We start from the raw sequence: 25,327 nt of genomic DNA, 5'->3' as shown, positions 1-25,327 counted from the left end.
GGCCCTTCTAGGAGGTGTAGGCCTCGAACTCGGAGAGCTGCCCGGCGGGCCAGCCCGTGTTCCCGGTGAAGGTCAGGCGCAGGTAGCGCTGGTTCGCCGTCACCGGGACGGTCACCTGGTTGCCGCTCGCCGGGTCGAACCGGTAGCCGGTGGACCCGACGAGCTGGCTGAAGCCGCTGCCGTCGCCGCTGCCGGAGACGCTCAGGGTCTGGGTGCGGGCGCCCCACGCCGTGGCGGGCGGCAGCGTCAGCACCAGCCGCTTGACGGCCGTCGCCGCGCCGAGGTCGACGGTGAGCGTCTGCGGGAACGCGTTGTTCGCGCTCTCCCAGTAGGAGTCGGCGTTGCCGTCGGTCGTGTTCGACGACGGGTACCCGCCGACCTGGCTGGACGAGGTGACCGGCTTGCCGCGGGCCACGTTCCCGGACTGCGGAGGGGTGGTCGGGGTGTCGCCCGCGTTGCGCGGGGGCCAGCTCCCGCAGTCGGTCCACTGGCTGTCCCAGCCCGTGTTGCCGCTGCCGCGGTTGATCGTGAACGTGCCCGCGCTCGACGGGTAGACGCAGTTGTAGAACCCGCGCGTGCCGACCCGCGAGGCCACGACGCCGCTGAACCGCCCCGAACCGGGCGCCTCCACCTGGAGCACGACCGTGCCGACTCCCTCGACGGACGCGCCGTCCACGGTGACGCCGGTGATCGGCTTGCCGGTGCCGCCGCCCGACACGAACTGGAGCGCGCTGTACGGGCTGTCGACGAACCGGTTGTCGGTGACGGTGACCGGTGAGGTGATCGGGAAGTCGTAGGCGTCGAAGCGGATCGCGCTCATCGGGTGGCCCCAGTTGGGGTTCATCGCCCCGGTGCGGACCATCGTGTTCTGGGCGACCGTCGTCGTGCCCGCGAGCGGGGAGAACGAGCCGTCGTGCACGAACGCCTGGTTGGAGATGGCGATGCCGCCGCCGAGCGCGTTGGTGTCGCGGATCAGGTTGCCGCGCACGGTGGTGTCGGTGCCGCCGTAGATCGCGATGCCGTTGGCGAGGTTCGGCTGGACGATCGTGTTGTCGACGAACGAGTCCCGCACGTCCGCGCCGAGCGACCACATGGCCAGCGAGTCGTCACCGGTGTTGCGCAGGAAGTTGTCGCGCGCCACGGAGTCGGTGACCCGGCCGTTGAAGTTGAGGCCGTCGGCGGCCAGGTCGAGGAACCGGTTGTTCTCGATGACGGCGCCGTTCGTGGTGCCGTTCATGGTCCAGATGCCGCACTTGAGGTGCTGCATCCACAGGCCCGAGATGACCGAACCGCTGCCCAGCGGACCGTGGTAGGCGTTGTCCGGGCTGGTGTCCACGCGCTGGGTGACCTCGCCCATGACCGCGAAGTCGTGGAGCCTGATGTTCCCCCGCACCTGGCCGTTGTTGAGGAACGGGTTGTTGCTGTGCAGGACGGAGTGCCAGTTGCCCGCGCCGCGGATCGTGACCTGGTCGATCGCCAGGCCCCGGCCGATCTCGAAGGTGCCCGGCGGCACCCACACCTCGCGGCCCTGCGACCTGGCGGCGGTGACGGCACTGGCGAACGCGTTCGCGTCGTCGCCGCCGTCGTTCGGGGTGGCGCCGTAGCCGGTGACCGACAGCGAGTTCGCGGGCTGCGCCGCGGCGGCGGCGACCTGCTCGAAGTCGGCGAGGTCGACGGTGGCGGTGCCGACGTTGCCCGCGTCGAGCTGCACGCGGACCTTGTCGCCCGCCTGGACGTCGCGGCCGAGCAGCGCCCGCGACTCGTCGTAGAAGTGGTGCTCCTTGGCGCCGACGATCCACGGGGCGGTGAGGTAGCTGTACTTCGACGTCACGGCGAGGTCGCGGACCTTGGCGCCGTTGACGAGCACGGAGACCGTGCCCTGGCTGCCGTCCGGGACGCTGTAGCGCACGACGATCGAGTTGGCGGGCTTGGTGAGGGTGAACTCGACGTACCGGCCCTGGCCGGACAGGGTGATCGCCTGCCTGCCGGACGCCTCGGACGCGAGGCTGCCCTGGGTGAGGTCCGGGCCGATGCGGTTGCCGTTGGTCGCCGCGGCCTCGGCCTCGTACTCGGTGAACGGGACCGTGGCGCCGTTCCCGCCCGCGGTGAGGGTCAGGGGCGGCGAGTCGGTCGGGGCGGTGGCGAAGAGCGTCCCGGCCACGGCGCTGGCGGCCACGAGCGCCAGCGTCAGGGGCAGGGCTGTGCTGCGGACAGGAGACATCGACGGCTCCAAGCAGGGGTGAAGCGCAGGGGTCACGACCCGGCGGACCGGGCGGGTGGGTGCCGGGCCCACCGGTGGTCGAGCGGACGACCACCGGTGGGCGCACGCGGAGCGGGGACTACGGGTGCTCGGGTCTCAGGCGGACCGACATCGTTGTCCTCCTCCGGTCAGGCCAGGCGGAGCCAGGCGGCGGTGTCCGACGGCAGCGCGCCGTCGTGCAGGGGGTCGCTGGTGAGCAGCACGCCCGCGTGGTCCGGCAGGGGGACCGGGTCCGGCGACAGGTTGACCACGCAGGCGAAGCCGGGCGAGCGGGTGAACGCGAGCACGCCGGGGCCGAGGTCCAGCCACGTCAGGTCGCCGTCGCCGAGCGCCTCCTCGGTGCGGCGCAGGCGGAGCGCCGTGCGGTAGAGGGAGAGCATCGAGTCCGGGTCGGCGGCCTCCACCTCGGCGGTGAAGTCGCTCCACTCCTCCGGCTGCGGCAGCCACGCCGTGCCGTCGCCGAACTCGAACGGCGGTTCCGAGCCGCCCCACGGGATCGGGATGCGGCAGCCGTCGCGCCCGCGGTCGGTGTGGCCGGAGCGCACCCACACCGGGTCCTCGCGCAGCTCGTCGGGGAGGTTCTCCACCTCCCAGAGCCCCAGTTCCTCGCCCTGGTAGACGTACACGCCGCCGGGCAGCGACGTGGTCAGCAGCGCCGCCGCCCGTGCCCGGCGGGTGCCCAGCTCGAAGTCGGTCGTCGCCAGGTGCTGGCGGTCGCCGAAGTCGAACGAGGTGTCCGCACGGCCGTAGCGGGTGACGTGCCTGGTCACGTCGTGGTTGGACAGCACCCACGTGGGCGGCGCGCCCACCGGGGCGTGCGCGGCGAGGGTGTCGTCGATGACCCCGCGCAGCGCCGCCGCGTCCCACGGGCAGCCGAGGAAGTCGAAGTTGAACGCCGAGTGCAGCTCGTCCTCGCGCAGGTAGCGCGCGAAGCGCTCCGGGTCGGGCAGCCACATCTCGCCGACGAAGATCCGCTCGCCGGGGTACTCGTCGGCGATGCGCCGCCAGTGCCGGTAGATCTCGTGGACGCCGTCCTGGTCGGAGAACGGGAGCGGCTCCGGCGTCCGCCCGTCGAGGTCGGGAAGCCCGTCCTCCTTGACCAGGCCGTCGGCCACGTCGATGCGGAAGCCGTCGACGCCGCGGTCCAGCCAGAACCGCAGGATGTCGTCGAACTCGTCGTGCACCTTCCGGTTGGTCCAGTTGAAGTCCGGCTGCTCCGGGCTGTACAGGTGCAGGTACCAGTCGCCCGCCGTGCCGTCCGGGTTGGTGGAGCGGCTCCACGCCGGGCCGCCGAAGCGGGACTGCCAGTCGTTGGGCGGCTCGGAGCCGTCCTCCCCCTTGCCCGGCCTGAACCAGAACAGCTCCCGCGCCGGGCTGTCCGGCCCCTCGGCGATGGCCTGGAGGAACCAGGGGTGCTGGTCGGAGCAGTGGTTGGGCACGATGTCGATGATGATCTTGATGCCGAGGGCGTGCGCCTCGTCGATCAGCTTCTCGGCCTCCACCAGCGAGCCGAACAGCGGCTCGATGGCCCGGTAGTCGGCCACGTCGTAGCCGCCGTCCGCCATCGGCGACGGGTACCACGGGTTGAGCCAGATCGCGTCGATGCCCAGTTCGGCGATGTAGGGCAGCTTGCGCAGCAGGCCCTGGAGGTCGCCGACCCCGTCGCCGTTGCCGTCCGCGAAACTCCGGACGTACACCTGGTAGATCGCCGCCCCGCGCCACCAACGCGTGGTCGTGGTCGTCTTCGCTTCGGCCACTTCAATGCCCTCCTCGTGGAATGGGTCAGCCCTTGACGCTGCCTGCGGTGAGACCGGCCAGGATGTGCCGTTGGAACAGCAGGAAAACGGCGATCATCGGCAGGGCGGCGAGCACCAGACCGGCCAGCAGCAGGTTGATCGGGGTGTCGGGCGCGAACCGCTGCAACGCCACGCTGAGCGTTTGCAGCGACGGGTCGGAGAAGACCAGCAGGGGCCAGATGAAGTCCTTCCACGCGGCCACCACGGCCAGGATCGAGACCACGGCCAGGATCGGCCGCGCCATCGGCAGGACCACCCGCCACAGCACGGTGACCGCCCCCGCTCCGTCCATGCGCGCGGCGTCGAGCAGCTCCGTCGGGATCTGGTCGAAGAACCGCTTCAGCAGGTAGATGTTGAACGCGTTGGCGGCGGCGGGCAGCCAGATCGCGGCGGGGTTGTTGACCAGGTTGACGCCGAGCAGCGGCACGTCGGTGATGGTCAGGTACATCGGCACGAGCAGCGTGGACGGCGGCAGCATCAGCGTGACCAGCATCGCCACCAGCACGCCGTCGCCGAACACCGGCCGCAGCTTCGACAGCGCGTACGCGGCGGGCACGTCGAACAGGATCTGCACGAACCAGGCGCCCGCCACCACCAGCACGGTGTTGAGGAAGTACTCGCCCAGGTCCATCAGCTCCCACGCCTCGACGTAGTTGCCGGGGTTGAACGTCTCGGGCAGCACCGTCACCGGCACCTTCGCCAGCTCCACGGCGGGCTTCATCGCGCCGAGCACCAGCCACAGGAACGGCAGCACGAACGCGGCGGTGAACACCACGACCGTCGCGGTGAACACGATCTTGTACCCGATCCCGGTGCGGCTGCCGGAGAACAGGGTCCGAACAGGACGGTCGCTCACGCGTCTGCCCTCCTGGTGATCCGCAGGTAGGCGAAGGAGAACACCGACAGGAACACGAGCAGCAGCGTGCTCAGGGCGCTCGCCGTGCCGAAGTCGTTGTAGACGAAGGCGTAGCGGTACAGCAGGAGCAGCACGGTGACCGTCGAGTCGTCCGGACCGCCGCCGGTCATGATGTAGGGCTCGGTGAAGATCTGCATCGTCGCGACGACCTGCAGCAGCAGCAGCACCAGCAGCACGAACCGGGTCTGCGGGATCGTCACGTGGCGCAGGCGCTGCACCACGGTCGCGCCGTCCAGCTCGGCCGCCTCGTACAGCTCGCCGGGGATGGTCTGGAGCGCGGCCAGGTAGATCAGCGTCGCCGAGCCGAGGTTCGACCACGTGGCCACGAGCACCAGCGACAGCAGCGAGGTCGTGCTGTCGTCGAGCCAGCGGGGGCCGTCGATCCCGACGGTCCGCAGGATCGAGTTGAACAGGCCGGGGCCGGGGTCGTAGAACCACTTCCACAGCAGCGCCGCCACCACCGGCGGGAGCATCACCGGCAGGTAGACGACCAGCCGGAAGTACCCCTTGGCGTGCCGCAGCTCGTTGAGCAGCACGGCGATCAGGAACGGGACGAAGAACCCGAACACCAGCGCCAGCCCGGTGAACAGCAGCGTGTTGCCCCAGGCGTCCCAGAACAGCGGGTCGGCGAAGAGCCGCTCGAAGTTCTCGAACCCGACCCACTCCGGGTCGGTGATGAAGTTGACCTGCTGGAACGCCAGCAGGACACCGCGGACGATGGGGTACCAGGAGAACAGCGCGAAGCAGACCAGGGCGGCGCAGAGGAACCCGTACGCCGTCAGGTTCTCCACGATCCGGCGGCGCACCCGGCCGGGGGCCCGCCCCGGACGCCGGGCGGCGTCCGGGGCGGGTGCTCCGGCAGGGCGGAGCAGTGTGGAAGCCGACATCACTTCACCTGGGCCAGCACCGGGTTCACCTTGGCTTCGGCGTCGGAGAGCAGCTGCGAGACGTCCGCGTCCTTGTTCGTGAGCACGGCCTGCATCACGTTGTCGAGGATCGCGTACACCTGCTGGGCGTTCGGGGGCTCGATGGCGCCCTTGATGCTCTCGAACGAGTCCACGTAGGCCTTGAAGTTCGCCACCGGCACGGTCGCGTTGGCGTCCTTGAGCTGGTTCTGCTTGTCACGGGTGGCGCCGGTCCAGATGTCGGCGACCGGCGGGACCGGCAGGCCGATGGGCTGCCCCTCGGCCTTGTAGCGCTGGAGGTTCTTCTCGATGCGGTCGGGGTTCAGGTACTTCCACTGCACCCACTTCAGCCCGGCCTTGATCTTCTCGGGCGTGGCCTTCGGGTTGATCATGTAGCCCTCGCCGCCGATCAGCGTCCCCTTGCCGTCCGGGATGCCCGCCAGGCCGTAGTCCTCGTACTTGCCCTTGAACTGGTTGACCAGCGTGGGCACGTTGTCCGGCGCGGCCAGGTACATGCCGAGCTGGCCCGCGCCCATCATCTGCTGCACGTCGGCGAGTTCGAGGAGCTGCTTCTCGCCCATGCTGTTGTTCTCCCACCTCATCTTCTTGAGGTGGTTCAGCACGGCCTTGCCCTTGTCGTCGTTGAAGTCCGCGACCCACTTGTCGCCGTCCTTCTTCGCGATCCGCCCACCCTGCGAGTACATCCAGGTGGTGAAGTGCCAGCCGCCCTGGTTGCTCTTGCTGTACTCGGCGAAGCCGACCGTCCCGTCGCCGAGGTCGGCGATCTTCTTGGCCGCCACCGCGACCTCGTCCCACGTCTTCGGCGGGGAGTCGGGGTTCAGCCCCGCCTTCGTGAACACCGCGCGGCTGTAGAGCAGGCCCATGGAGTAGTTGGCGGTGGGCACGCCGTAGACCTTGCCGTCGGCGCTGAACACGTCCTTGAGGTTCTGCTGGATGTCCGCGTAGTGCGGCACGTCCTTGACGTACTCCGTGATGTCCGCCGCCTGCTTGCGCGCGATCAGGTTCGCCGGGTCCGTGAAGTAGGCGTAGAACACGTCTTCGAGCTGGCCGCCCGCGAGCTTCGCCGAGAAGGTCTTGGGGTCCATGAACCCCTCCTTCGGCTGGAGGTCGATGTCGGGGTTGGCCGCCTCGAACTCGGCGACGTCCTCGTCGAAGATCTTCCGGTCGAACGCCTGCGTCTGCGGCGGCTGCCCGTTGACCGTGAGGGCCACCTTCCCGCCCGTCGACGCGTCGGGGGTGCCGGAGGAGCACGCGACCGTGGCGAGGCCGAGGCTGCTGACCAGCAACAGGCCTGCGGCTCTGCGGACCGTTGATGTGTTCATCGTCTGGGGACCCTTCTCGACGAGGGTGCGCGGGATCTGTCCGTGAGTCGGTGGTGACTCCCGGCGGCGGATCAGCGACGGCTTGTGTGGCGCACACCATAAGCGTGACAAGCCGAAGTCCGCAAGATGTCTACGAGATTTCGCAAGATGCTGACATTTATCACGAACGGGTGACGTGAAGAAGGGGCGAGCCGTGGCGGCTCGCCCCTTCGGGGTCTGGCGGAACCAGGTCTACCTCGGCGCGGGACCCGTCGACGCACGAACGACCAGCTCGGGCTCGAAGAGCAGCTCCTCGTCGGGCACCTGGGCGCCGGAGATCTGGTTCGCCAGCAGTTCGACGGCCGCCCGGCCCATCGCCTCGATCGGCTGCCTGACCGTCGTCAGCGGCGGCTCGGTGCAGTTCATGAACGCCGAGTCGTCGTAGCCGACCACCGACACGTCCTGCGGGATCCGCTTGCCCTGCCTGCGCACCGCGCGCACCGCGCCGAGCGCAAGCGGGTCGCTCGCGCAGACGATGCCGGTGACCCCGCGGTTCAGCAGGCGGGTGGCCGCGGCCTGCCCGCCCTCGAGGGAGAACATGGTGTGCTCGACGAAGTCGTGCAAGAGCTCCAGGTTCGCCCGTTCGGCGCACACCTTGAGCGCGGCGAGCTTGCGCTGCGACGGCACGTGGTCGGGCGGCCCGAGGACCGCGCCGATGCGCTGGTGGCCCAGCGAGACGAGGTGGCCGAACGCCTGCTCGACGGCCACCGCGTCGTCGCACGACACCCTCGGGAACCCGAGGTCCTCGACGGCGGCGTTGACCAGCACGGCGGGCAGCTTGCGGCGGGTCATCTGGCGGTAGTGCTCGTGCGGCGCGTCGGCCTGCGCGTACTGGCCGCCCGCGAACACGACGCCGGAAACGTGCTGTTCGAGCAGCAGTTCCAGGTAGTCGGCCTCGGACACGCCGCCCGCCGTGCGGGTGCACAGCACGGGCGTGAAGCCGCGCTGCGCGAGCGCGTTGCCGACCACGTCCGCGAAGGCCGGGAAGATCGGGTTCTGGAGTTCGGGGAGCACCAGCCCGACCAGCCGGGCGCGCTCGCCGCGCAGCTGCGTCGGCCGCTCGTAGCCGAGCACGTCGAGGGCCGTGAGGACGGCGGAGCGGGTGGCGTCGGAGACGCCGGGCTTGCCGTTGAGCACCCGGCTCACGGTCGCCTCGCTCACGCCGACCTTCGCGGCCACTTCCGCCAACCGTCGCTGCGTCATAGAGCAAGTATACGACAGCGATTAACGGACTTTTGCGTACTCTTGCGCTCGTTTGCGTGGCGCGTGTGCGGCGTGGCTGACGGCCAGTTCCCGCGCTGACGCAAGCAGCGCGCAAGGCGGTACGACCAGGTCGACCAGTCCGGCGCGCAGCGCTTCCGCCGCGGGCACCCGGCGGCCGATCAGCACCGCCCGGTCGGCCTGCGCGGACGTCACGCTGCCCAGGCTGCCGCCGTCCACGAGGACCCGCGCGTCGCACGCCATCGCCAGCGCGCAGCCGCCGCCGACGGCGTCACCGCCGATCGCGGCGACCACCGGGACCGCCATCCGCGCGACCTGCGCGCACAACGCCCTCAAGCCCTCCGCGTGGGCCCTGACCTCGGCCGGAGCGGTACGGGCCACCATCCGGAGGTCGACACCGGAGAAGAACGAGCGGTCGCCGCCGTGCAGCACGACCGCGACCGCGTCCGACGCGGCGTCGAGCGCCGATCGCACTGCGGCCAGGTCGGCGCCGGTCGGTCCCGCCGAAGAGTGCTCGACGAGGATCAGCGCGACCCCGTCGGTGAACTCCAGGGTGACGGACATGAGATCGTCACTGTGACTGAATCCGAGCCCGCGTGTCATGCGGGTGACCACCATCGAGTGACATGCGGCGTGTCGTCGGATCAGCGAACGTCGGCGGGTGTTCGGAAACCACCGACGCACCCGACCGTGGAGTGCGGAATGCCCGTCCGAGGGACTCGCGATAGCAGTCGGCCACGTCGAGGAATGGACGATCGGCCACCGCGAAGAACTCGACAAAACATTCGCTTCACCAAGCGGTCGACCACCACGGTTCGACGTCCGAGAACAGCGATCGACTCATTCACCGAAGGCCGCGCACCCCCTTGGCGCCGCACCCGCGGAACGCTCGGTTCGCACCGAGGGCCAGGGGGTGCAGTTCGACTCTGCCAGGGGGGAGTTTCCCAGTCGGACCCTTGTGGTCGACCCGACCTCAGCCCTTCGCGATTCGCGGTGAACAGGGATATCCGAGGGGGTATTCCGCATTGCTCGAAAGACGAATTGGACGCCGGTCGCGAAGATCCATTTCGGTGCTGGCGACGATGTTGTGCGTGTCCGCGGTGGTGCTGCCGGGCACGGCGCTGGCGGCTCCGCCGGAACCGTCGACCGCCGACCTGGCCGAGGACCTGCTGACGCTGGAGAACGCGGCGGTCCTCCCGGACGACGCCAGAACCGAGGTCACCGCTGGACTGAACCCGGCGGTCACAGCGCCCGCCAGGGGCAAGGTGGCCACTCGGATGTCGCTGAGCGAGGACCGCCGGTTCGCCCGCGGGGCGGCCGGGGCCGAGTTCGACACCGTCACCACGTCGGTGCGCGACGAATCGGCCCAGGGCAGCGGGACGTCGAGGACCGCCGAGGTCGAGGAGGTCAGCGGTCACCCGGTGGCGGGTACGGAGGAAGGCACCTCGTCCACCTCGCACCACCGGTCTCCTACGAGTGGGCGGACTGTCGGTGGGCCATCTCCGACATCACGCCGCTCGACCAGGACAGCGTGGTCAGCGATGCCCGCATCGCCTCCGCCGAGGGCGAGTCCGCCGAACAGCGCCGTGCGGCGATCGTCGATCGGACCTCGACGATCCACCAGGGATCCAGCGCGACCTGCCCGCGCTGACGGCCGGGACGAGGCCGAACTGTCGGGCGAGCGGGTCGAGGCGAGGCCGCCTGCCGACGGCGGGAAGGAAGTACATGGTGGACGTCGCCGTCCACTACGCGAGGGACAACGCGGTTCCCCACGTCCGCGACACGAATGGTTGCACGACCTTCATGTCATGGGTTCTCCGGAACGGCCGTTACGCGGAAGCAGGCAGTGAAAGCCTGATCGACGCGGTCTTCAACCACGACGACCACGCCGTCTGGTACTACCGCCGCAACGACTGCTCACCCCGAAGAACATATACCTGGGGTGGCGCGCGGAACTGGAACATCGACGAGAACAACTACGGCAACCGGGTCACCTTCCTGCCCTACTTGAGCGACCTGCCGATTTCCGATGTATTCCCAATGGATTTCAACGCGTACGGCGACCCGCCGGACATCCCGGACCACACGACGATGGTCACCGGTCGTGGAGCGAATGGCCGGCCTTTGCTGAGCCACCACACCACCGACCGGAGGAACCATCCGGTGTGGGACACCACCGGAAGTGAGGACGGCCCGTTCTGGGCCATTCGCACATGATCAAACGGTCTGCACCGGCGGCACTGCCCGTCCTGGTGGTGGCGCCGTGCTCGGTGGGGACTGGATGCGGCCAGTCCCCACCGCAGGACTGCCTGCCGCCGACCGCCGAGACCATCCGCGCGGACGCGGCTCGTTCCCCGTTCGTGGCGCGGGTCCTCGTGACCGGCCACCCCGAGCTGACCAAGGGGCCCTCCAGCGGCCACGGGCTCATGGTCCGCGCGGAAGCCACCCTGACGGGCCGACCTCCTCCGGCCGAGCTCGCGCTCTGGCCCGCGGTCACCACGCCGGACCTGCCGGAAGGCAAGACGATCATCGTGTTCGCGGGGCTCAGCCGAGCGGAGAGCAGCGAGGTCGCGACCGCGGGCGGCGAGGTGGTGACCGACCACCAGATCGCGGTGCCGAGCGGGTGCTCGACCAGCACGACGGCGTGGTGGCCCGCCTGTGCGAGGAAGCCGCCAGTTCCACCGTCCCCGACGACGTGCTGCACAGCCTGTGAAGGCTTGCCTGTCCGGCGACCGGGATCAGAGCCACCCGCGCCTCATCGCCTGGACCCCGGCCTGGAACCGGGTCTGCGCCCCGGAGCGGTCCATGAGCTGCCGAACGCGCCGCTGCACGGTCCGCGGGCCGAGGCCCAACTGCCGCGCGATGCTCTCGTCGGTCAGCCCCGCGGCCAGCAGGGCCAGCAGCTGCGGGTCGGCCACCTCGTCGGCCGCCCCGCTCCTGGCCGAGTTGGGCGTGAACGGGATCCCCCGGTCCCAGTACAGCTCGAACGTCGAGATCAGCACGTCCAGCAGCGCGGACGGCCTGATCAGCAGCACCTTGTCCACGATCCCGTTCGTCCCCACCGGCAGCACCGCGACCCGCGCGTCGACCAGCCCCAGCTTGAACGGCAGCGTGGGCGTGACGCGGGCCCGCTCGCCCGCCGCGATGAGGTGCACGATCTCCGCGAGCCGACCGGGCAGCTCGATGCTGGACCGGTCGTAGATCACCCGCCACTGCACGTGCCTGGCGCGCGTGTCGACCTCCAGCGCCACGTGGTCCTCCGGCGGCGACACGTACGGCGGCTGGTCCAGCACGCACACCTCCGAGCGCGCCCCGGCGAGCAGCGTCTCCCACAGGTCGCGCACCGAGCTGACCCCGGTCACGACCTCGACCATCCCGCTGTCGTCCTGGTGCTGCTCGTCGCGGCCCTTCAGGTACAGCTCCATCAGCGGCAGCGCCTCGGCCCGCGCCCGCCGGTGCCCGTCCTCGCGCGCGGCGATCAGCATCTCCACGGCCAGGTCCGGCGCGACGGCCTGCCACACCGCCGGGTCACCGGAGCGGCGCTGCACGAGGCCGAGTTCGCCGAGCGACGCCACGACCGGCTCGGCGGCCACGCCCGGCAGTTCGGCGGCGATCTCCGCGGCGGTGCACGTGCCCACCCTGATCAACAGCTCGTAGACCCGCGATTGATCCGGCGTGACGCCCAGGTGTTCGAACACCAGCGCATTGTCACCCATTGAGCCAAAAGAACCAATGAACTGGTCCGAACATCGCAAAGGGGGTGGCGGGAATACGCAACTGACGGGAACCAGCCTGCTCAGACCCTGTGCCGGGCACCACAGCCCTGCCTACCTTCCAGCTCAACTCCGCAGCCGCTTCAGAAACCCTGATCCCTCGGCGGCAAGCGGGGTCCCTGTAGTGGGAAGGAACACCGCTGTGAATGGATTGCGACGCACCGCCACGTGCGCTGCCGTCACGGTGACGCTGCTCGGTGGCATCACCGCGACGGCGTTCGCGGCCCCCGCGGCCCAGCCCGGCGCGGACCCGCTGGCCCAGCCCGTCCCCACCGGGAACGCCCGGCCCTACGAGCGCCTGATCGTCGGCTACAGGTCGTCGGCGACCGAGGCCCGGTCGGACGCGGCGGCAGCCGAGGACGCGAGGACCAAGGGCGACAGGGCAGGCCGCTCGCTCAAGCTGAACCGGCGGCTGGCCACCGGTGCGGCGGTCGTGGACCTGGGTGGCACGACCACCGCGGGCGACGCCGCCAGGACCATCGAGGAGTTCCGGGCCGACCCGGACGTCGCCTACGTCGAGCCCGACCTGCTGATGCAGCCGATGGCGGACCCCAACGACACCGAGTACGCCAAGCAGTGGGACCTCTACGAGGCCACCGCGGGCATGAACGTGCCGTCCGCGTGGGGCACCTCGACCGGCAGCGGCGTGACCGTCGCGGTCATCGACACCGGCTACGTGGCGCACTCCGACCTCGCGGGCAAGACCGTGGCGGGCTACGACTTCGTGTCCGACGCCGCTCGGGCGCGCGACGGCGGCGGCCGTGACTCCGACGCGTCGGACAACGGCGACTGGATGAGGAGGGGCGACTGCGGCACCGACTCGCTCGGCCAGCCCGTCCCGCCCGCCGACCAGAACTCCAGCTGGCACGGCACGCACGTCGCTGGCACCATCGCCGCGTCCACCAACAACGGCAAGGGTGTCGCGGGCATCGCGTACGACGCGAAGATCCAGCCGATCCGCGTGCTCGCGCAGTGCGGCGGCAGCACCTCCGACATCGCCGACGCCATCGTCTGGGCGTCCGGCGGCACCGTCTCCGGCGTGCCGGCCAACGCGACCCCGGCCAAGGTCATCAACATGAGCCTCGGCGGCCAGTCGGCGTGCTCGGCCACCTACCAGAACGCGATCAACACGGCCGTCGGGCGGGGTACGACCGTGGTGGTCGCGGCGGGCAACTCCAACGCCGACATCTCCGGGTTCACCCCGGCGAGCTGCAACAACGTCGTGGCCGTCGCCGCGAGCAGCCGCGAGGGCAACCGGTCGTACTACTCCAACCACGGCTCCAAGGTCGACATCGCCGCACCCGGCGGCGAGACCCGCCGCGGCACCGTCTCCACGCCGCAGAACGGCATCCTGTCCACGCTGAACACCGGCACCACGACGCCGGGCGGCGAGACCTACACGCCGTACCAGGGCACCAGCATGGCCGCGCCGCACATCGCCGGTCTGGCCGCGCTCGTGCTCGCGAAGAACAGCGCCCTCACGCCCGCCCAGGTCGAGACGCTGATCAAGAACAACGCCCGCCCGCTCGCGGGCACCTGCACGGGCGGCTGCGGCGCGGGCCTGGCCGACGCCGCGAAGACCGTGGCGGCGGCCGGTGGCGGCACCACGCCGCCGGTCGGCGGGACGTTCGAGAACACGGCCGACGTGCAGATCCCGGACAACGGCGGCGCGGTCACCTCGTCGATCACCGTCTCCGGCCGCACGGGCAACGCGCCCACCGCGCTGAAGGTCGGCGTGGACATCAGGCACACCTACCGGGGCGACCTCGTGATCGACCTGGTCGCGCCGGACGGCACCGCCTACCGGCTGAAGGGGTCGGCCAACGACTCCGCGGACAACGTGACGACCACCTACACCGTCAACGCCTCCAGCGAGGTCGCGAACGGCACGTGGAAGCTGCGCGTCCAGGACGTCGCCGCGGCCGACACGGGCTACGTCAACTCCTGGAACCTCGTGTTCTGACCGGTCGACCGGCCTCCCCCTGTCCGGCCGGACGCACGGCGGGAACGCCCCGAACCCCACCAGGGGTTCGGGGCGTTCCCCGTCGCGGCGACGTGGCGAACGGCACGTCGGGCCCCGCTCCGGCGTGAGCCGGGATGCGGCCGGGCCAGGGCGGATGGCACAGTCGTGCCACCGAACCACCGTACTGAGGGGATCGCATGACCCGACCCGCCCGTCGTGACCCGAGCAGGCTCGTCGACGCCACCGGTTTCCGCGAGAACGTGCGCCAGGGCTGGGGCGACACCGACCGCGCCGTCCAGCTCACCGCGGGCGCCGCCCGTGCCGCCGCCGACCACCGGGCCCGGCTCGCCGCCGCCCTGCCGGGACGGCGGATCGCCGTCGCGTCCGGCTGGGCGCCCGTCCGCGCCAACGACACCGACTACGGCTTCCGCCCGGACAGCGACTTCTCCTGGCTCACCGGCTGCTCGGCCGAGGGCGCCGTGCTGGTGCTGTGCGACGGCGACGCCGAGCTGTTCCTGCACGAGCCCGCAGGACCGGACGAACCGGACTTCTTCGCCAGCGCCCGCGACGGCGAGCTGTGGGTCGGCCCGGTCCCCGGCCTGACCGAGTGGTCGGAGGCCCTCGGTCTGCGCTGCCGCCCGATCGACCAGCTCGCCGCGGCGCTGCGCGGCAGGCTGCCCGAGGTGTTCTCCGCCCACGGCACGGACCCGCTGCTGGACGCGCTCGCGAACGGCGGGAACAGCGCCGAGCTGCGCTGGACGCTGTCCGAGCTGCGGCGGATCAAGGACGACTGGGAGGTCGGCCAGCTCCAGAAGGCCGTCGACGCCACCGTGCTCGGCTTCGCCGAGGTCGCGGCCGAGCTGCCGACGGCCGTGAAGGGCGGCGGTGAGCGCTGGCTGGAGGGCACGTTCGACCGCAGGGCCAGGACCAGCGGCAACGGCCCCGGCTACGCCTCGATCGTCGCGGCCGGACCGCACGCGCCCGTGCTGCACTGGGTGCGCAACAACGGTGTCGTGCCGGAGGACGCCGTGCTGCTGCTGGACGCGGGCGTCGAGGTCGACACGCTCTACACCGCCGACATCACCCGCACGCTGCCGATCTCCGGCGAGTACAGCGCGGCCCAGCGCCAGGTGTACGACCTCGTGGCGCGCGCCCAGGCCGACGCGCTGGCCGCCGTGCGGCCGGGCAACGACTACCGCGCGTTCCACCGCGCCGCGATGCGCGTGCTGGCCGAGGGCCTGGACGACTGGGGCCTGCTGCCGGTGTCGGTCGACGAGGCGCTGGCGGTCGACGGCCAGCAGCACCGCCGCTACATCGTCTGCGGCGTCGGCCACTTCCTCGGGCTGGACGTCCACGACTGCGCCAACTCGCGCGCCGAGGCCTACCACGACGGCCCGCTGGAGGTCGGCATGGCGCTCGCCGTCGAGCCCGGCCTGTACTTCCACCCGAACGACCTGACCGTGCCGCCGGAGCTGCGCGGCATCGGCGTCCGGATCGAGGACAACGTGGTCGTCCGCGAGGGCGGCGTGCAGCTGCTGTCGAGCGCCCTGCCGTCCGCGCCCGACGAGCTGGAGCAGTGGGTGCGCGCCCAGCAGCGGTGAGTGCCCGGCGGGGCGGCCACGGCCGCCCCGCCCGTTCCGTCAGGAGTAGAGGACCCCGAGGAACTCGACCAGCAGCCGTTCCCGCAACCGCGGACCGGCCGCGGCGAGCAGGGCGTTGACGGGAGCCATCCGCTCCGGCAGCACCCCGGCCCCACCCCCGCCGAGCCCGGCGGCGGCCAGCAGCCCGGCGAACTCCCGCGGCGTCAGCGCGTCGGGGTCCAACGCGCGGATGGCCGCCACGACCTCCTCCGCGACCGGCACCGGCCCGGCCTCCAGCGCGGCCCGCACGGAGTCGTCGAGGTCGGCCACCAGCGAGGCCTCGCTGCCCGCGTTGGCGGCCGTGACGGTCAGGTGCAGGTTCGCGGGCGACGCCCCGTGCGCGAACTGCGGCTGCACGTACCAGTTCCGCGCCCGCATCTCGTCGGCCACCGTGAACAGGTCGAGGTCGGCCCGATCGGCGGCCACCGCGATCAACGTCGAACCGGGCTCGCCCAGCACCCGCAGCCCGTCGATGCCCGCGATCCCGTCGAGGATCAGCTTCGTGGCCCCCAACGCCTTCCGCGCCAGCTCCAGGTACCCGGAGTCGCCGAGGTGCCGGGTCACCGCCCACGCCGCGGCCAGCGGCCCACCGGAGCGCGTGGACTGCGTGGTGGAGTTCAGCATCGTGTACCCCGGCCAGTCCGCGCTGGCGAAGTACTGCGCGCGCCGCAGGTCGGCCGACGCGTGCAGCAGCACCGACGTGCCCTTGGGGCAGTAGGCGTACTTGTGCAGGTCGACGGACACGCTCGTCACACCCGGCACGGAGAAGTCGAACGACGGCACCTCGACCCCCAGCCGGGCGAAGTACGGCAGCACCCAGCCGCCGATGCACGCGTCCACGTGGCACCGCACCCCCGCCGCGGCGGCAGCGGCGGCGATCTCCACCACCGGGTCCACCACCCCGTGCGCGTAGGACGGCGCGCTCGCCACCACCAGCACGGTGTCCGCCGAGATCGCCGCGGCCATGCCGACGGGATCGGCCCGGAAGGTCACCGGGTCCACCGGCACCGCGACCAACCGCACCCCGAAGTAGTGGGCGGCCTTCCGGAACGCGGCGTGCACCGTCTCCGGGACCACCATGGTCGGGTTCCGCACCTCGGGCCGCGAGTCGCGAGCGGCCACCACGGCGAGCAGGCACGACTCGGTGCCGCCGGACGTCACCGTGCCCACCGTGCCCGCGGAGCCGCCGAGCAACGAGGACGCCATCGCCACGACGTCGTTCTCCAGCCGCAGCAGGCTGGGGAACGCGGTGGGGTCCAGCCCGTTGACCGACGACGCCAGCGCGTGCGCCTCGGCCGCCAACGCGTCCAGTCCGGGCACCGCGCTGTCGTAGACGTAGGCCAACGTCCGCCCGCCGTGGGTGGGCAGGTCCCCGCGCCGCAACGCCCGCAGCTCGTCCAGCACCCAGTCGCTCACGCGGACTCCTCACCCCTCAGCAGCGGCAACGCCGCCAACGCCAGCACGGCCGGGACGACCGTGAACCCGATCAACGCAGCCAACACGGCACCGGACGACTGCACAACAGCACCGCCAGAACTGGCGGCGTAACCACCAGCGGCGAGCACCACCCCGTACACACCGGGCCCCAACGCCAACCCGAACGTCTCCCCCGCGGTCCACACCCCGGAGAACAACCCTGCCCGCGTGGACCCGCAGGCCTTCTCCGACGCCGTGATCACGTCGGGCAACATCGCCATCGGGAACACCTGCATCCCGGCATAACCGATCCCCACGAACGCCATCACCGCGACGACCACACCGGCGGGCAGCACCAGCGAAGCCCCCAGCACCGCCACCGCACCGGCGAAGAGCACGGAGGCGAGCACCAACCCGACCCGCTTCCCGTACCTCCGCCCCACCCGCTGCCACAACGGCATCACCACCAGCGCGGGCCCGACGAAACCGACGAACAACAACGTCTGGTACCGAGAATCCCCGAGGACGAGCCGAGCGAAGTAGTCGACCCCGGCCAACATCGTCCCCAGCCCGACCGCCTGCACCACGAAAACGGTCAGCAACAACCGAAAGGGCCGGCTACCCCGGACAACAGCCCACAGCTCACGAGGCGAAGCGGCAACCGGAACCCGCCGCACCCCAGAGGCACCAGCCGTGCCGAAGTACGTCACCAGCGTCCCGACGACGATCAGCACCCCGACAGCGACACCCATCACCGGATAACCGGTCGCATCCCGCACAGCAGGCGCACCGGCCCCGCTCACCAGGATCGCCAGCGCCAGCACGGCCATCCGCCACCCCATCAACCGGGTGCGCTCGTCGTAGTCCTCGGTGATCTCCGCCAACATGGCGACGTACGGCACCTGAAAAAACGCGTAAGCGGTGGCGCACAGCAAAAAAACCACCGCGACATACACAGCGGACCCACCAGCGAACAACGCGGCGAACAAGACCGCGACCCCAAGCCCGCCCACCAACAAGAAGGGCCGCCGAACCCCAGCGCGATCACTGATACGCCCGGCAACGGGGTTGAACAGGACATCCCAGGCCTTGGGCAACAACACCACAAGCCCGGCAGCAGCAGCAGGCACAGCAAGACCGTCAGTCAGATAGGGCAACAGGAGCAAGCCGGGCACAGTGCCAAAAGCACCGGTGACGAACGACCCCATCGCATACCCGGCACGAACACGGGTAGTAACGACCTGCATAAACAGGACATGCTAAGCCACAACAACAAAAAACACACCAGACCAGCCAACAGGAGGCCACAGCCTTCCCGAAACCAAGGCCGATGTCACTCGGGGGACTTGCCCCTCACCCCGGTAGATCGGACAGGTGGTCACCACCTGCCCTTGAGCCCGATCACAGGGGCACATCGAGGGGTCCCCGAGTCACATCGGCCACCCGCTGGGACCAGCAGCCCAGTCAACCCGACGCAACCGGCACCCACCCGTTCCAAGCAGGACCGAACCAGGCGGACCGGACGCCCACCAGGACGCCCGGCCCACCCACCACCTCAACTCCGATAAGGAGCGGCAGCGGCCTTGGCCGCCACCACGAACGCCCCCTTGTTCTTGGGCCAGAACGTACTGCTGACGCAGGAGTAGGCCGGGAAGAACCCACCGCAGGTCCCGCTGGAGGCCCCGACCTCGAACGTCACGCTGGCGACCCCCAACACCCCGTAGGTGAAGTCATCGGTGGTCCCACTGGTGTCGTACCCGACGGTCTCCTCGTTGGTCCCCACGAGATAACCGTTGTAAGCAGCCATCTTCTTCCCGAACGCCCGCATCTGCGCGTCGTTGGGGGCCGTGGCGGACGTCCACCCCCACGGGATGATGATGTCGTTCCCGTAGCTGTGCAGCGTGATCATCGTCCCCCGAGCCGTGACGGGGGCGGGCGCCGTGTCCGACGTCCCCCGCTGGTCCGGGTAGATGGACGTGAACAGGTTCTCCAGGGCCTGCGTCTCGGGCTCGGACTTCGCCGAAGCACCCTGGTAGGTCTCCGTGCAGGGCGAGTTCGAGTCCCCGCCCCACTTGAACGACGAGTTCCGGTTCAGGTCGACACCGATCGACGTTCCGCTGCACCCGCGCAGGTTGTTGGCGTTCTTCCGCTGCAACCGGGGACTGTTGCCACCGGCCGCCACCAGGTCGACGCCGTCCGGGTTGGCGACCGGCACCACCCACACCTCGGTGGTGTCCAGGATGGACGTCGCGTCGGCGTCCGTCCCGTAGCCGTCCACCAGGAAGTCGATCCACCGGTAGGCCAGCTCCCCGGTGGACAACTCGCGGGCGTGGATCTGCGCGACGATCGTGAACCGCGGCTTGGTCGAGTTGGGCGTCCGGGCGCAGTCACCGGCCTGCTTCTTCGTCAGGCAGATGGCCTTGATGTCGTGCCCGGTGCTCAACCCGCGGGTCTTGCGCCAGGAGTCACCGATGTCGAACTGGGTGGCCAGGTCCGGGTGGGCCGCGACCACGGCGTCCAGGTGGGCCTCCTGTTCGGCGGCGGTCTTGTACCCGCCGTAGAACGACGCCGTGCCGACGTCGGCCGCGCCCGCCTCCACCGGCTTGTACACCGTGTCGAAGCGGGTGGGTCGGAATCCGGCGCGGCGCAGGCGCTGGGCCTCCGCCGCGTCCCCGACCACGAGGACGGCGTCGGAGTCGCGCTCGGTCACGTCGAATCCGGCTTGGTCGAGCTGGTGCATCTGGGCGGTGGACGTGACCGGCACCCGCCAGACGTAGGGGACGCGGTCGGGAGCGGCCGCGGCGGTTGTCGGGACGACCAGGGCGGCCGCGACCAGCACGGCCGTGAGCAGGGTTCTGGGTCGCAAGGCAAGCACCTCTCGTGCAGGCCCGACCACGCAGGGGTGTAGTCGGGCGAACACGCTCAGTGTGCCCACCGAACCCCCGGCTGCCACCCCTCGAACGGCTGGTTCCCGCGACGGACCGCACCGCACGGCCCGCGTCCCCTCAGGCCTGTTCCTCCACCCGGACCACCAGCACCAGCTCGGCGGACGACCGCGCCCCGCCGACCCCGCCGTCGCCCTCGACGAGTTCCAGCACCGGCTTGCCGGTCACCGGAACGGCCAGCGCGGCCGCGGCGGCGGCGAACGGCACGGCGGGCCGGGGAGCGGCCCGCACCTCGCGCGGCACGGCTCCCGTGCGCCCGAGCAGCATGAACGGCTCCACCTCGGCCCACACCTCACGTCCCCCGATCACGACCGCACCTCCTGTTCCGGCAGCAGGATCTGCTCGGGCGACGGCCGCGTCCACACGTCGTCGCGGTCCAGCGCCCACGGCGCGTACTTCCCCACCGAACTGATCAGCAGCCGCAGCTCCAGCGCGAGGCACTCCGCCAACCGCGCCAACCCCACCTCGGGGTCCTCGTCCACGGCGATCAGCGCGGCCCGGCCGAGCCCGACGGCGCGGGCGCCCAGCGCGACGGCCTTGGCGGCCCGGCTGCCCTCCCACATGCGACCGGCGACCAGCAGGCAGCCCTCCGGCTCGCCGATCCGGCGCAGGCACTCGGCCAGCGGGAGGCCGACGTGGTCCAGGAACCCCGACGGCGCCCAGCCGGTGCCGCTCTCGGCGCCGTCCACGGTGACCGCGTCGGCGCCCGCCCGCCACGCGACCCGCACGGCCGAACCGATGTCCCGCGCGGGCGGCAGCTTCACCCAGATCCGGGCGAGCGGGAAGGTGTCGCACAGGAGCCGCACCTGCCTGTGCAGGATCTCCTCGGTGAACGTGCCGGGGCTCTCGGAGCGCAGCACCCGGTTGCCGAACAGGGGGTCGATCGCGAACGCGTCGGCGATGCGCGCGGCCCGGTCGGCGTCCAGCACGGCCATCCCGCCGAGGCCGGGTCCGGCTCCCTGGCCCACCTTCAGCTCGAACGCGAGCCGCCCGTCCTCCAGCAGCGGCCGGACGGCGGGGTCGCGGTACACCTGGTCCCACACCTCGGTGCCCGCGGTCCCCTGCTGGACCACGACGCCGCCCCAGCCGTCGGGAACGGTGCCGGTGTAGGCGCGGATCCGCTCCAGCGTCGACCCGCCCACCCCGCCGCGCCCGTCGGTGTCCCCGCCGAGCACGACCGGGATGCCGAGCGCCCCGGCCTGCCTGCTCGCGGCCCGACCGAGGTCGGTGCCGCCGACCTCGGCGGACCCGAAGGCCGACAGGTAGACCGGCATGGTCGACTGGAGGCCGCCGATGATCGTGGTCAGGTCGACGTCGCCGTGCACCGGCTCCCGGTCCAGGTCGATCAGCTTCTCCAGCCGCTGCGGCATGAACACCGGCGGCACCAGCCGCATCGTGTCCAGCTCGTCGACGCACCGGCCCACCGACGCGCCGAACAGCCTGCGCCCGTACTGCTCGACCGGCGGGAACGCGCACGCGGCTCCGTCCCGCGCCCGAGCGCGGACCTGGTCCTCGGGGAAGTCCAGCGCACCGAGGCCGCTCACGTCGCCACCACGCCCGCGGTCTCGGGACGCGGCACCGGCGGGACGGCGTGCGCCCGTGGGAGCGGGGGTGCGGCGGCGGTCGGCAGGATCATCTGCGCGGTCCTCTCCGGCTGGGTAGGCCTTCGGGTGGGGCGGTGCCGAGTGTGTCCCCCCACCCCGGTCGCGGACATGGGTACGACACCCCCACATTTCGGTCGGAGCCGCCGGAGGGCGGCGCGGCGGGAATCTGGGGGCGAAGCACCCATGTCCAACGGGCGACGCGGGTGAGACCGTCGAACCGTGATCCCCACGCCCGCCGCGAAGCAGCCCGCCAGCTGGTGGGCGGGCGGTCTCCGCCTCGCGGAACGGCCGGTCGTCACGAGCGGTCGGACCAGCGCGCGGCTGGCGAAGTGGCGTTCGGCGCACGACAGCGAAGCCTGGTTCGCCCAGCGCCTCGCGGACGCCGGGCTGGACGAGGACGCGCTGGACGCCCTGCTGGCCGAACCGGCCCCCGAACTGGCCGCCCGAACCGGGCGGCCGGAGTGGGCCGCGTTCGTGGAACGCGCCACCACGAACGCGGCCCCCACCACCTTCGCGGGCGGCACGTGGTCCGAGGCCTTCGCCCACGTGCTGCGCCCGCTGGCCGAGGCGGCGGGCGACGACCCGAGGCTGGACGGTGCCTTCACCGAGCAGCTGGTCGGCAGGCTCGTCCGGATCGCGGCCCGCACGCTCGTGCTGGAGCTGAACCTGGCGCGCAGGCGCGGCGACCTGGTCGGCGCGACGCCCGCGGACCGGTTCACGCACTTCGTGGACCACGTCGACCTGGCCGACCTGCTGCGCCGCTACCCGGTGCTGGCCCGGCTGCTCGCCCTGACCTCGCTGCACGGCGCGGCGGCGCACGTCGAGCTGCTCGACCGGTTCGCCGCCGACCGCGAGCGGATCGTGGCCGACCTGCTCGACGGGGTCGACCCCGGAGCGGTCATCGCGGTGGAGTCCGGCCAGGGCGATTCGCACGGCCGCGGCCGCACGGTGTGCGTGCTGCGGTTCGCCGACGGGTCTCGGCTGGTCTACAAGCCCCGCCCGGTCGACCTGCACGTGCGCTTCAACGAGATGCTGGGCTGGCTGGACGGCCACACCCGCCTCGGGCTCCGCCGGGTCAGGGTGGTGCGCGGCGAGGGCTACGGCTGGGCCGAGTTCGTCGAGCACGGGGAGTGCTCGGAGGTCAGCGGCATCGGCCGGTTCTACCACCGGCTCGGCGCGCTGCTCGCGCTCGTCTACGCCGTGGACGGCACGGACATGCACTACGAGAACCTGATCGCGTGCGGCGACCAGCCGGTGCTGATCGACGTCGAGACCCTGTTCCACCCGACGCTGCTGACCGCCGCGCCGAGCACCGACCCGGCGGCGAACGCGCTGGCGGGCTCGGTGACGCGGACCGCGCTGCTGCCGCAGATGCTGATCGGCGACCACGGCGTGTTCGACCTGTCCGGGCTGGGCGGCGACCGGGACCGCACCTACCCCTCCCAGACGGTCGACTGGCTGGACCCGGCCACCGACACCATGCGGCTCGTCCGGCGGACCGCGCCGAGCACCGGCGCCCACAACCGGCCCCGCCTCGGCGGCCAGGAGGCCGAGCCGAGCGACTACCAGACCGCGCTGCTCGCGGGCTTCCGCGTCGGCCACGACACGATCTGCGCGCACCGCGCCGAGCTGCTGGACCTGCTGCGGCGCTGCGCCGACGTGCCGGTGCGGTTCGTCGCGCGGGCCACCCGCACCTACGCGACGGCGCTGGACGAGACGACGCACCCCGAGGTGGCCCGCGACGCGCTGGACCGCGACCTGGCGCTGGACCTGCTGTGGACCGAGGCCCGCGAGGACGCGCTGCTGCGCGCGCTGGTCCCGCACGAGCTGGCCGACCTGTGGGCGGGCGACGTGCCCCTGTTCACCGTGCGGCCCGGCAGCCGCGACATCTGGACGTCGACCGGCGAGCGCATCCCCGACCTGCTGCCCGTCTCCGGTCTGGAGGCCGCGCTGCGCAAGGTCGAGCGGATGGACGAGGTCGACCGGCACGACCAGCAGTGGCTGATCGCCGCGTCGCTGGCGGGCCGGTCGGGCGCGGTCGAGCACCGCGGCGCCGACGTGGTGCCGGGGCGGGTCACGGCGGGCGTGCCCGACCCGCAGCGGCTGCTGGCAGCGGCCTGCGGCATCGCCGACGAGATCCTGGCGCACGCCACCGTCGAGGGGAACCGGGTCAACTGGCTCGGCCTGGAGCTGGTGGACGACCGGCACTGGACCGTCATGCCGATGGGCGCGGGCCTGTCCAACGGCTACACCGGTGTCGCCCTGTTCCTGGCGCAGCTCGGTGCCCTGACCGGCGCGGAGCGGTACACCGAGTTCGCCCGCGACGCCCTGCGGCCGATCCCCCACCTGCTCGACGTGCTGGCCGCCGACCCGCAGCTGGCGCCCGCCGTCGGCAGCGGCGGGTTCCACGGCCTCGGCGGCATCAGCTACGCGCTCGCCCGGCTCACCGCGATCCTGGCCGACGACCCCGACCTGCCCCGCTGGCTGGAGCGGTCCGTGGAGCTGGCCCGCGACCTGCGGGACGAGTCGTCGTCGGTGGTCGAGGGCAGCGCGGGCGGCCTGGCCGCGATGCTCGCCGTGCACGCGCAGACCGGGCTGCCGCTGGCGGGTGAGCTGGCGGCCCGCTTCGCCGACCGGCTCGCCGAGCGGGCAGCCGCCGGCGACGGGTTCGCCCGCGGCGCTGCCGGGGTCGGCTGGGCGCTGCTGCGGTTCGCCGCGGCGGGCGGCGACGTCCGGCACGCGGTGTCCGGCCGGGCCGCGCTGCGCGCCGACCGGAGCCTGCGGCAGCGGCTGCTGCCCGTCGGCGAGGCCGACCACGGCTGGTGCTCCGGCCTGTCCGGCGCGGTGCTCGCCCACGTGGCGCACCCCGAACAGCCGCTGGACGCGTACACGCTGCACCTCGACCGGTGCATCAACGCGCTCGCCGTGCACGAACCGCTGCGGGACCTCAGCCTGTGCCACGGGGAGCTGGGCGTCGTGGAGGCGCTGACGGTGCTCGCGGAGCGCGGCCACGAGCGGGCGGCCGCCGCCAGGACCCGGCGGGCCGGGCTCGTGCTCGGCGCGCTCGACCAGTACGGGGCGCGCTGCGGGACCCCCGGCGGCGTCCCCTCCGCAGGTCTGCTCACCGGGCTGTCCGGGATCGGCTACGGACTCCTCCGACTCGGGTTCACCGACCACGTACCTTCGGTGCTCCTGCTCCAACCACGGTAGAACTCACACCCCTCAAGGAGAGATTTCCGATGAACGACGCCATGAACACCGAGGTACCGGCGATCGACGACGACGAGTTCGACGCCGGTACCAGCCCCGCGGGCGAGATGGCGCTGTCCGGCAGGACCACGGCCGGGATCCGCACGAGGGTGCTCTCCGGCATCGCCCTCACCGCGGGCATGGCCGTCCTGGCCTACGGGACCAACTCCTTCACCACGGTCAGCGCGCCCGGTTTGCCCGTGTGACCGTCCCCTCGCCCGGACGGCCTGCCCCCTGGGGGTGCAGGCCGTCCGGTG

At 71.6% G+C, this 25,327-nt stretch carries 18 protein-coding genes; 5 read left to right on the top strand and 13 right to left on the bottom strand.

All coding sequences use genetic code 11. The features are described from left to right. Nucleotides 1-7: 7 nt before the first annotated feature. The 7 genes from AC156L_RS07110 to AC156L_RS07080 all read right to left on the bottom strand — a co-directional run bounded on the left by AC156L_RS07110 (nt 8) and on the right by AC156L_RS07080 (nt 9,044). On the bottom strand, nt 8-2,221 hold the full coding sequence (locus AC156L_RS07110) for a discoidin domain-containing protein (RefSeq protein ID WP_330882872.1): 2,214 nt from the start codon (nt 2,219-2,221) through the stop codon (nt 8-10). Between the two features lie 167 nt (nt 2,222-2,388). Next, nucleotides 2,389-4,017 (bottom strand): glycoside hydrolase family 13 protein, encoded by a 1,629-nt coding sequence (locus tag AC156L_RS07105; RefSeq protein WP_330882870.1) that lies wholly within the window; start codon nt 4,015-4,017, stop codon nt 2,389-2,391. Nucleotides 4,018-4,042: 25 nt separating this feature from the next. Beyond that, nucleotides 4,043-4,912 (bottom strand): carbohydrate ABC transporter permease, encoded by an 870-nt coding sequence (locus tag AC156L_RS07100; protein WP_330882868.1) that lies wholly within the window; start codon nt 4,910-4,912, stop codon nt 4,043-4,045. After that, the gene (locus AC156L_RS07095) at nt 4,909-5,859 is read right to left on the bottom strand and encodes a carbohydrate ABC transporter permease (RefSeq protein ID WP_330882866.1); all 951 of its coding nucleotides are present in this window, start codon (nt 5,857-5,859) and stop codon (nt 4,909-4,911) included. Before AC156L_RS07095 ends, AC156L_RS07100 begins: the two co-directional genes overlap by 4 nt. Beyond that, a complete protein-coding gene (locus AC156L_RS07090; protein WP_330882864.1) occupies nt 5,859-7,220 on the bottom strand; it encodes an ABC transporter substrate-binding protein in 1,362 nt (453 codons plus the stop codon). The genes AC156L_RS07095 and AC156L_RS07090 overlap by 1 nt, the downstream gene beginning before the upstream one ends. 231 nt (nt 7,221-7,451) lie before the next feature. Continuing rightward, on the bottom strand, nt 7,452-8,462 hold the full coding sequence (locus tag AC156L_RS07085; protein ID WP_259629613.1) for a LacI family DNA-binding transcriptional regulator: 1,011 nt from the start codon (nt 8,460-8,462) through the stop codon (nt 7,452-7,454). A 21-nt stretch (nt 8,463-8,483) separates the two neighbouring features. Continuing rightward, nucleotides 8,484-9,044 (bottom strand): enoyl-CoA hydratase/isomerase family protein, encoded by a 561-nt coding sequence (locus AC156L_RS07080; protein ID WP_330882860.1) that lies wholly within the window; start codon nt 9,042-9,044, stop codon nt 8,484-8,486. Nucleotides 9,045-10,208: 1,164 nt separating this feature from the next. Between AC156L_RS07080 and AC156L_RS07075 the strand changes: the two genes are divergently transcribed. Next, nucleotides 10,209-10,697 carry an amidase domain-containing protein gene (locus tag AC156L_RS07075; RefSeq protein WP_484406698.1) on the top strand — a complete coding sequence of 163 codons (489 nt, stop codon included), beginning with the start codon at nt 10,209-10,211 and terminating at the stop codon, nt 10,695-10,697. Between the two features lie 521 nt (nt 10,698-11,218). Here AC156L_RS07075 and AC156L_RS07070 read toward each other — a convergent pair. Beyond that, nucleotides 11,219-12,178 carry a LuxR C-terminal-related transcriptional regulator gene (locus tag AC156L_RS07070; protein ID WP_330882856.1) on the bottom strand — a complete coding sequence of 320 codons (960 nt, stop codon included), beginning with the start codon at nt 12,176-12,178 and terminating at the stop codon, nt 11,219-11,221. Nucleotides 12,179-12,437: 259 nt separating this feature from the next. On the opposite strand from AC156L_RS07070, the gene AC156L_RS07065 reads away from it, so the two are divergent. Both AC156L_RS07065 and AC156L_RS07060 read left to right on the top strand, forming a co-directional pair. After that, nucleotides 12,438-14,216, top strand: coding sequence for a S8 family peptidase (locus AC156L_RS07065; protein WP_484406697.1), 1,779 nt, complete (start codon nt 12,438-12,440; stop codon nt 14,214-14,216). A 197-nt stretch (nt 14,217-14,413) separates the two neighbouring features. Continuing rightward, nucleotides 14,414-15,817: an aminopeptidase P family protein gene (locus AC156L_RS07060; protein WP_330882852.1), complete on the top strand. Its 1,404-nt coding sequence runs from the start codon at nt 14,414-14,416 to the stop codon at nt 15,815-15,817. A 39-nt stretch (nt 15,818-15,856) separates the two neighbouring features. Here the strand turns inward: AC156L_RS07060 and AC156L_RS07055 are convergent, their stop codons facing one another. The 5 genes from AC156L_RS07055 to AC156L_RS07035 all read right to left on the bottom strand — a co-directional run bounded on the left by AC156L_RS07055 (nt 15,857) and on the right by AC156L_RS07035 (nt 21,761). Then, nucleotides 15,857-17,272: a pyridoxal phosphate-dependent decarboxylase family protein gene (locus tag AC156L_RS07055; RefSeq protein ID WP_330882850.1), complete on the bottom strand. Its 1,416-nt coding sequence runs from the start codon at nt 17,270-17,272 to the stop codon at nt 15,857-15,859. Then, on the bottom strand, nt 17,269-18,519 hold the full coding sequence (locus tag AC156L_RS07050; RefSeq protein ID WP_330882848.1) for an MFS transporter: 1,251 nt from the start codon (nt 18,517-18,519) through the stop codon (nt 17,269-17,271). Before AC156L_RS07050 ends, AC156L_RS07055 begins: the two co-directional genes overlap by 4 nt. A 308-nt stretch (nt 18,520-18,827) precedes the next feature. Then, complete coding sequence (locus AC156L_RS07045; RefSeq protein ID WP_414720113.1) at nt 18,828-20,147, bottom strand: M14 family zinc carboxypeptidase; 1,320 nt, start codon at nt 20,145-20,147, stop codon at nt 18,828-18,830. A gap of 130 nt (nt 20,148-20,277) precedes the next feature. Beyond that, nucleotides 20,278-20,526 (bottom strand): hypothetical protein, encoded by a 249-nt coding sequence (locus tag AC156L_RS07040; protein WP_330882844.1) that lies wholly within the window; start codon nt 20,524-20,526, stop codon nt 20,278-20,280. After that, entirely contained in the window at nt 20,523-21,761 is a 1,239-nt protein-coding gene (locus AC156L_RS07035; RefSeq protein ID WP_330882842.1) for a glutamate synthase-related protein, read from the bottom strand. The genes AC156L_RS07040 and AC156L_RS07035 overlap by 4 nt, the downstream gene beginning before the upstream one ends. 279 nt (nt 21,762-22,040) lie before the next feature. Here AC156L_RS07035 and AC156L_RS07030 point away from each other — a divergent pair, with 279 nt between their 5' ends. Both AC156L_RS07030 and AC156L_RS07025 read left to right on the top strand, forming a co-directional pair. Further along, entirely contained in the window at nt 22,041-25,031 is a 2,991-nt protein-coding gene (locus AC156L_RS07030; protein WP_330882840.1) for a type 2 lanthipeptide synthetase LanM family protein, read from the top strand. A gap of 29 nt (nt 25,032-25,060) precedes the next feature. Then, on the top strand, nt 25,061-25,276 hold the full coding sequence (locus tag AC156L_RS07025) for a hypothetical protein (RefSeq protein WP_330882838.1): 216 nt from the start codon (nt 25,061-25,063) through the stop codon (nt 25,274-25,276). Nucleotides 25,277-25,327: the final 51 nt, after the last annotated feature.

The organism is Umezawaea sp. (assembly GCF_057122925.1).
Note: the sequence above shows the minus strand (reverse complement) of the source record. Positions and strands in the feature narration are given on the sequence as shown.

What these genes read in the sequence shown, in the direction of transcription:
- AC156L_RS07085 (WP_259629613.1), bottom strand. Translation starts at nt 8,462, where the DNA reads ATGACGCAGCGACGGTTGGCGGAAGTGGCCGCGAAGGTCGGCGTGAGC.
- AC156L_RS07080 (WP_330882860.1), bottom strand. Translation starts at nt 9,044, where the DNA reads ATGTCCGTCACCCTGGAGTTCACCGACGGGGTCGCGCTGATCCTCGTC.
- AC156L_RS07110 (WP_330882872.1), bottom strand. Translation starts at nt 2,221, where the DNA reads ATGTCTCCTGTCCGCAGCACAGCCCTGCCCCTGACGCTGGCGCTCGTG.
- AC156L_RS07025 (WP_330882838.1), top strand. Translation starts at nt 25,061, where the DNA reads ATGAACGACGCCATGAACACCGAGGTACCGGCGATCGACGACGACGAG.
- AC156L_RS07050 (WP_330882848.1), bottom strand. Translation starts at nt 18,519, where the DNA reads ATGCAGGTCGTTACTACCCGTGTTCGTGCCGGGTATGCGATGGGGTCG.
- AC156L_RS07090 (WP_330882864.1), bottom strand. Translation starts at nt 7,220, where the DNA reads ATGAACACATCAACGGTCCGCAGAGCCGCAGGCCTGTTGCTGGTCAGC.
- AC156L_RS07060 (WP_330882852.1), top strand. Translation starts at nt 14,414, where the DNA reads ATGACCCGACCCGCCCGTCGTGACCCGAGCAGGCTCGTCGACGCCACC.
- AC156L_RS07095 (WP_330882866.1), bottom strand. Translation starts at nt 5,859, where the DNA reads ATGTCGGCTTCCACACTGCTCCGCCCTGCCGGAGCACCCGCCCCGGAC.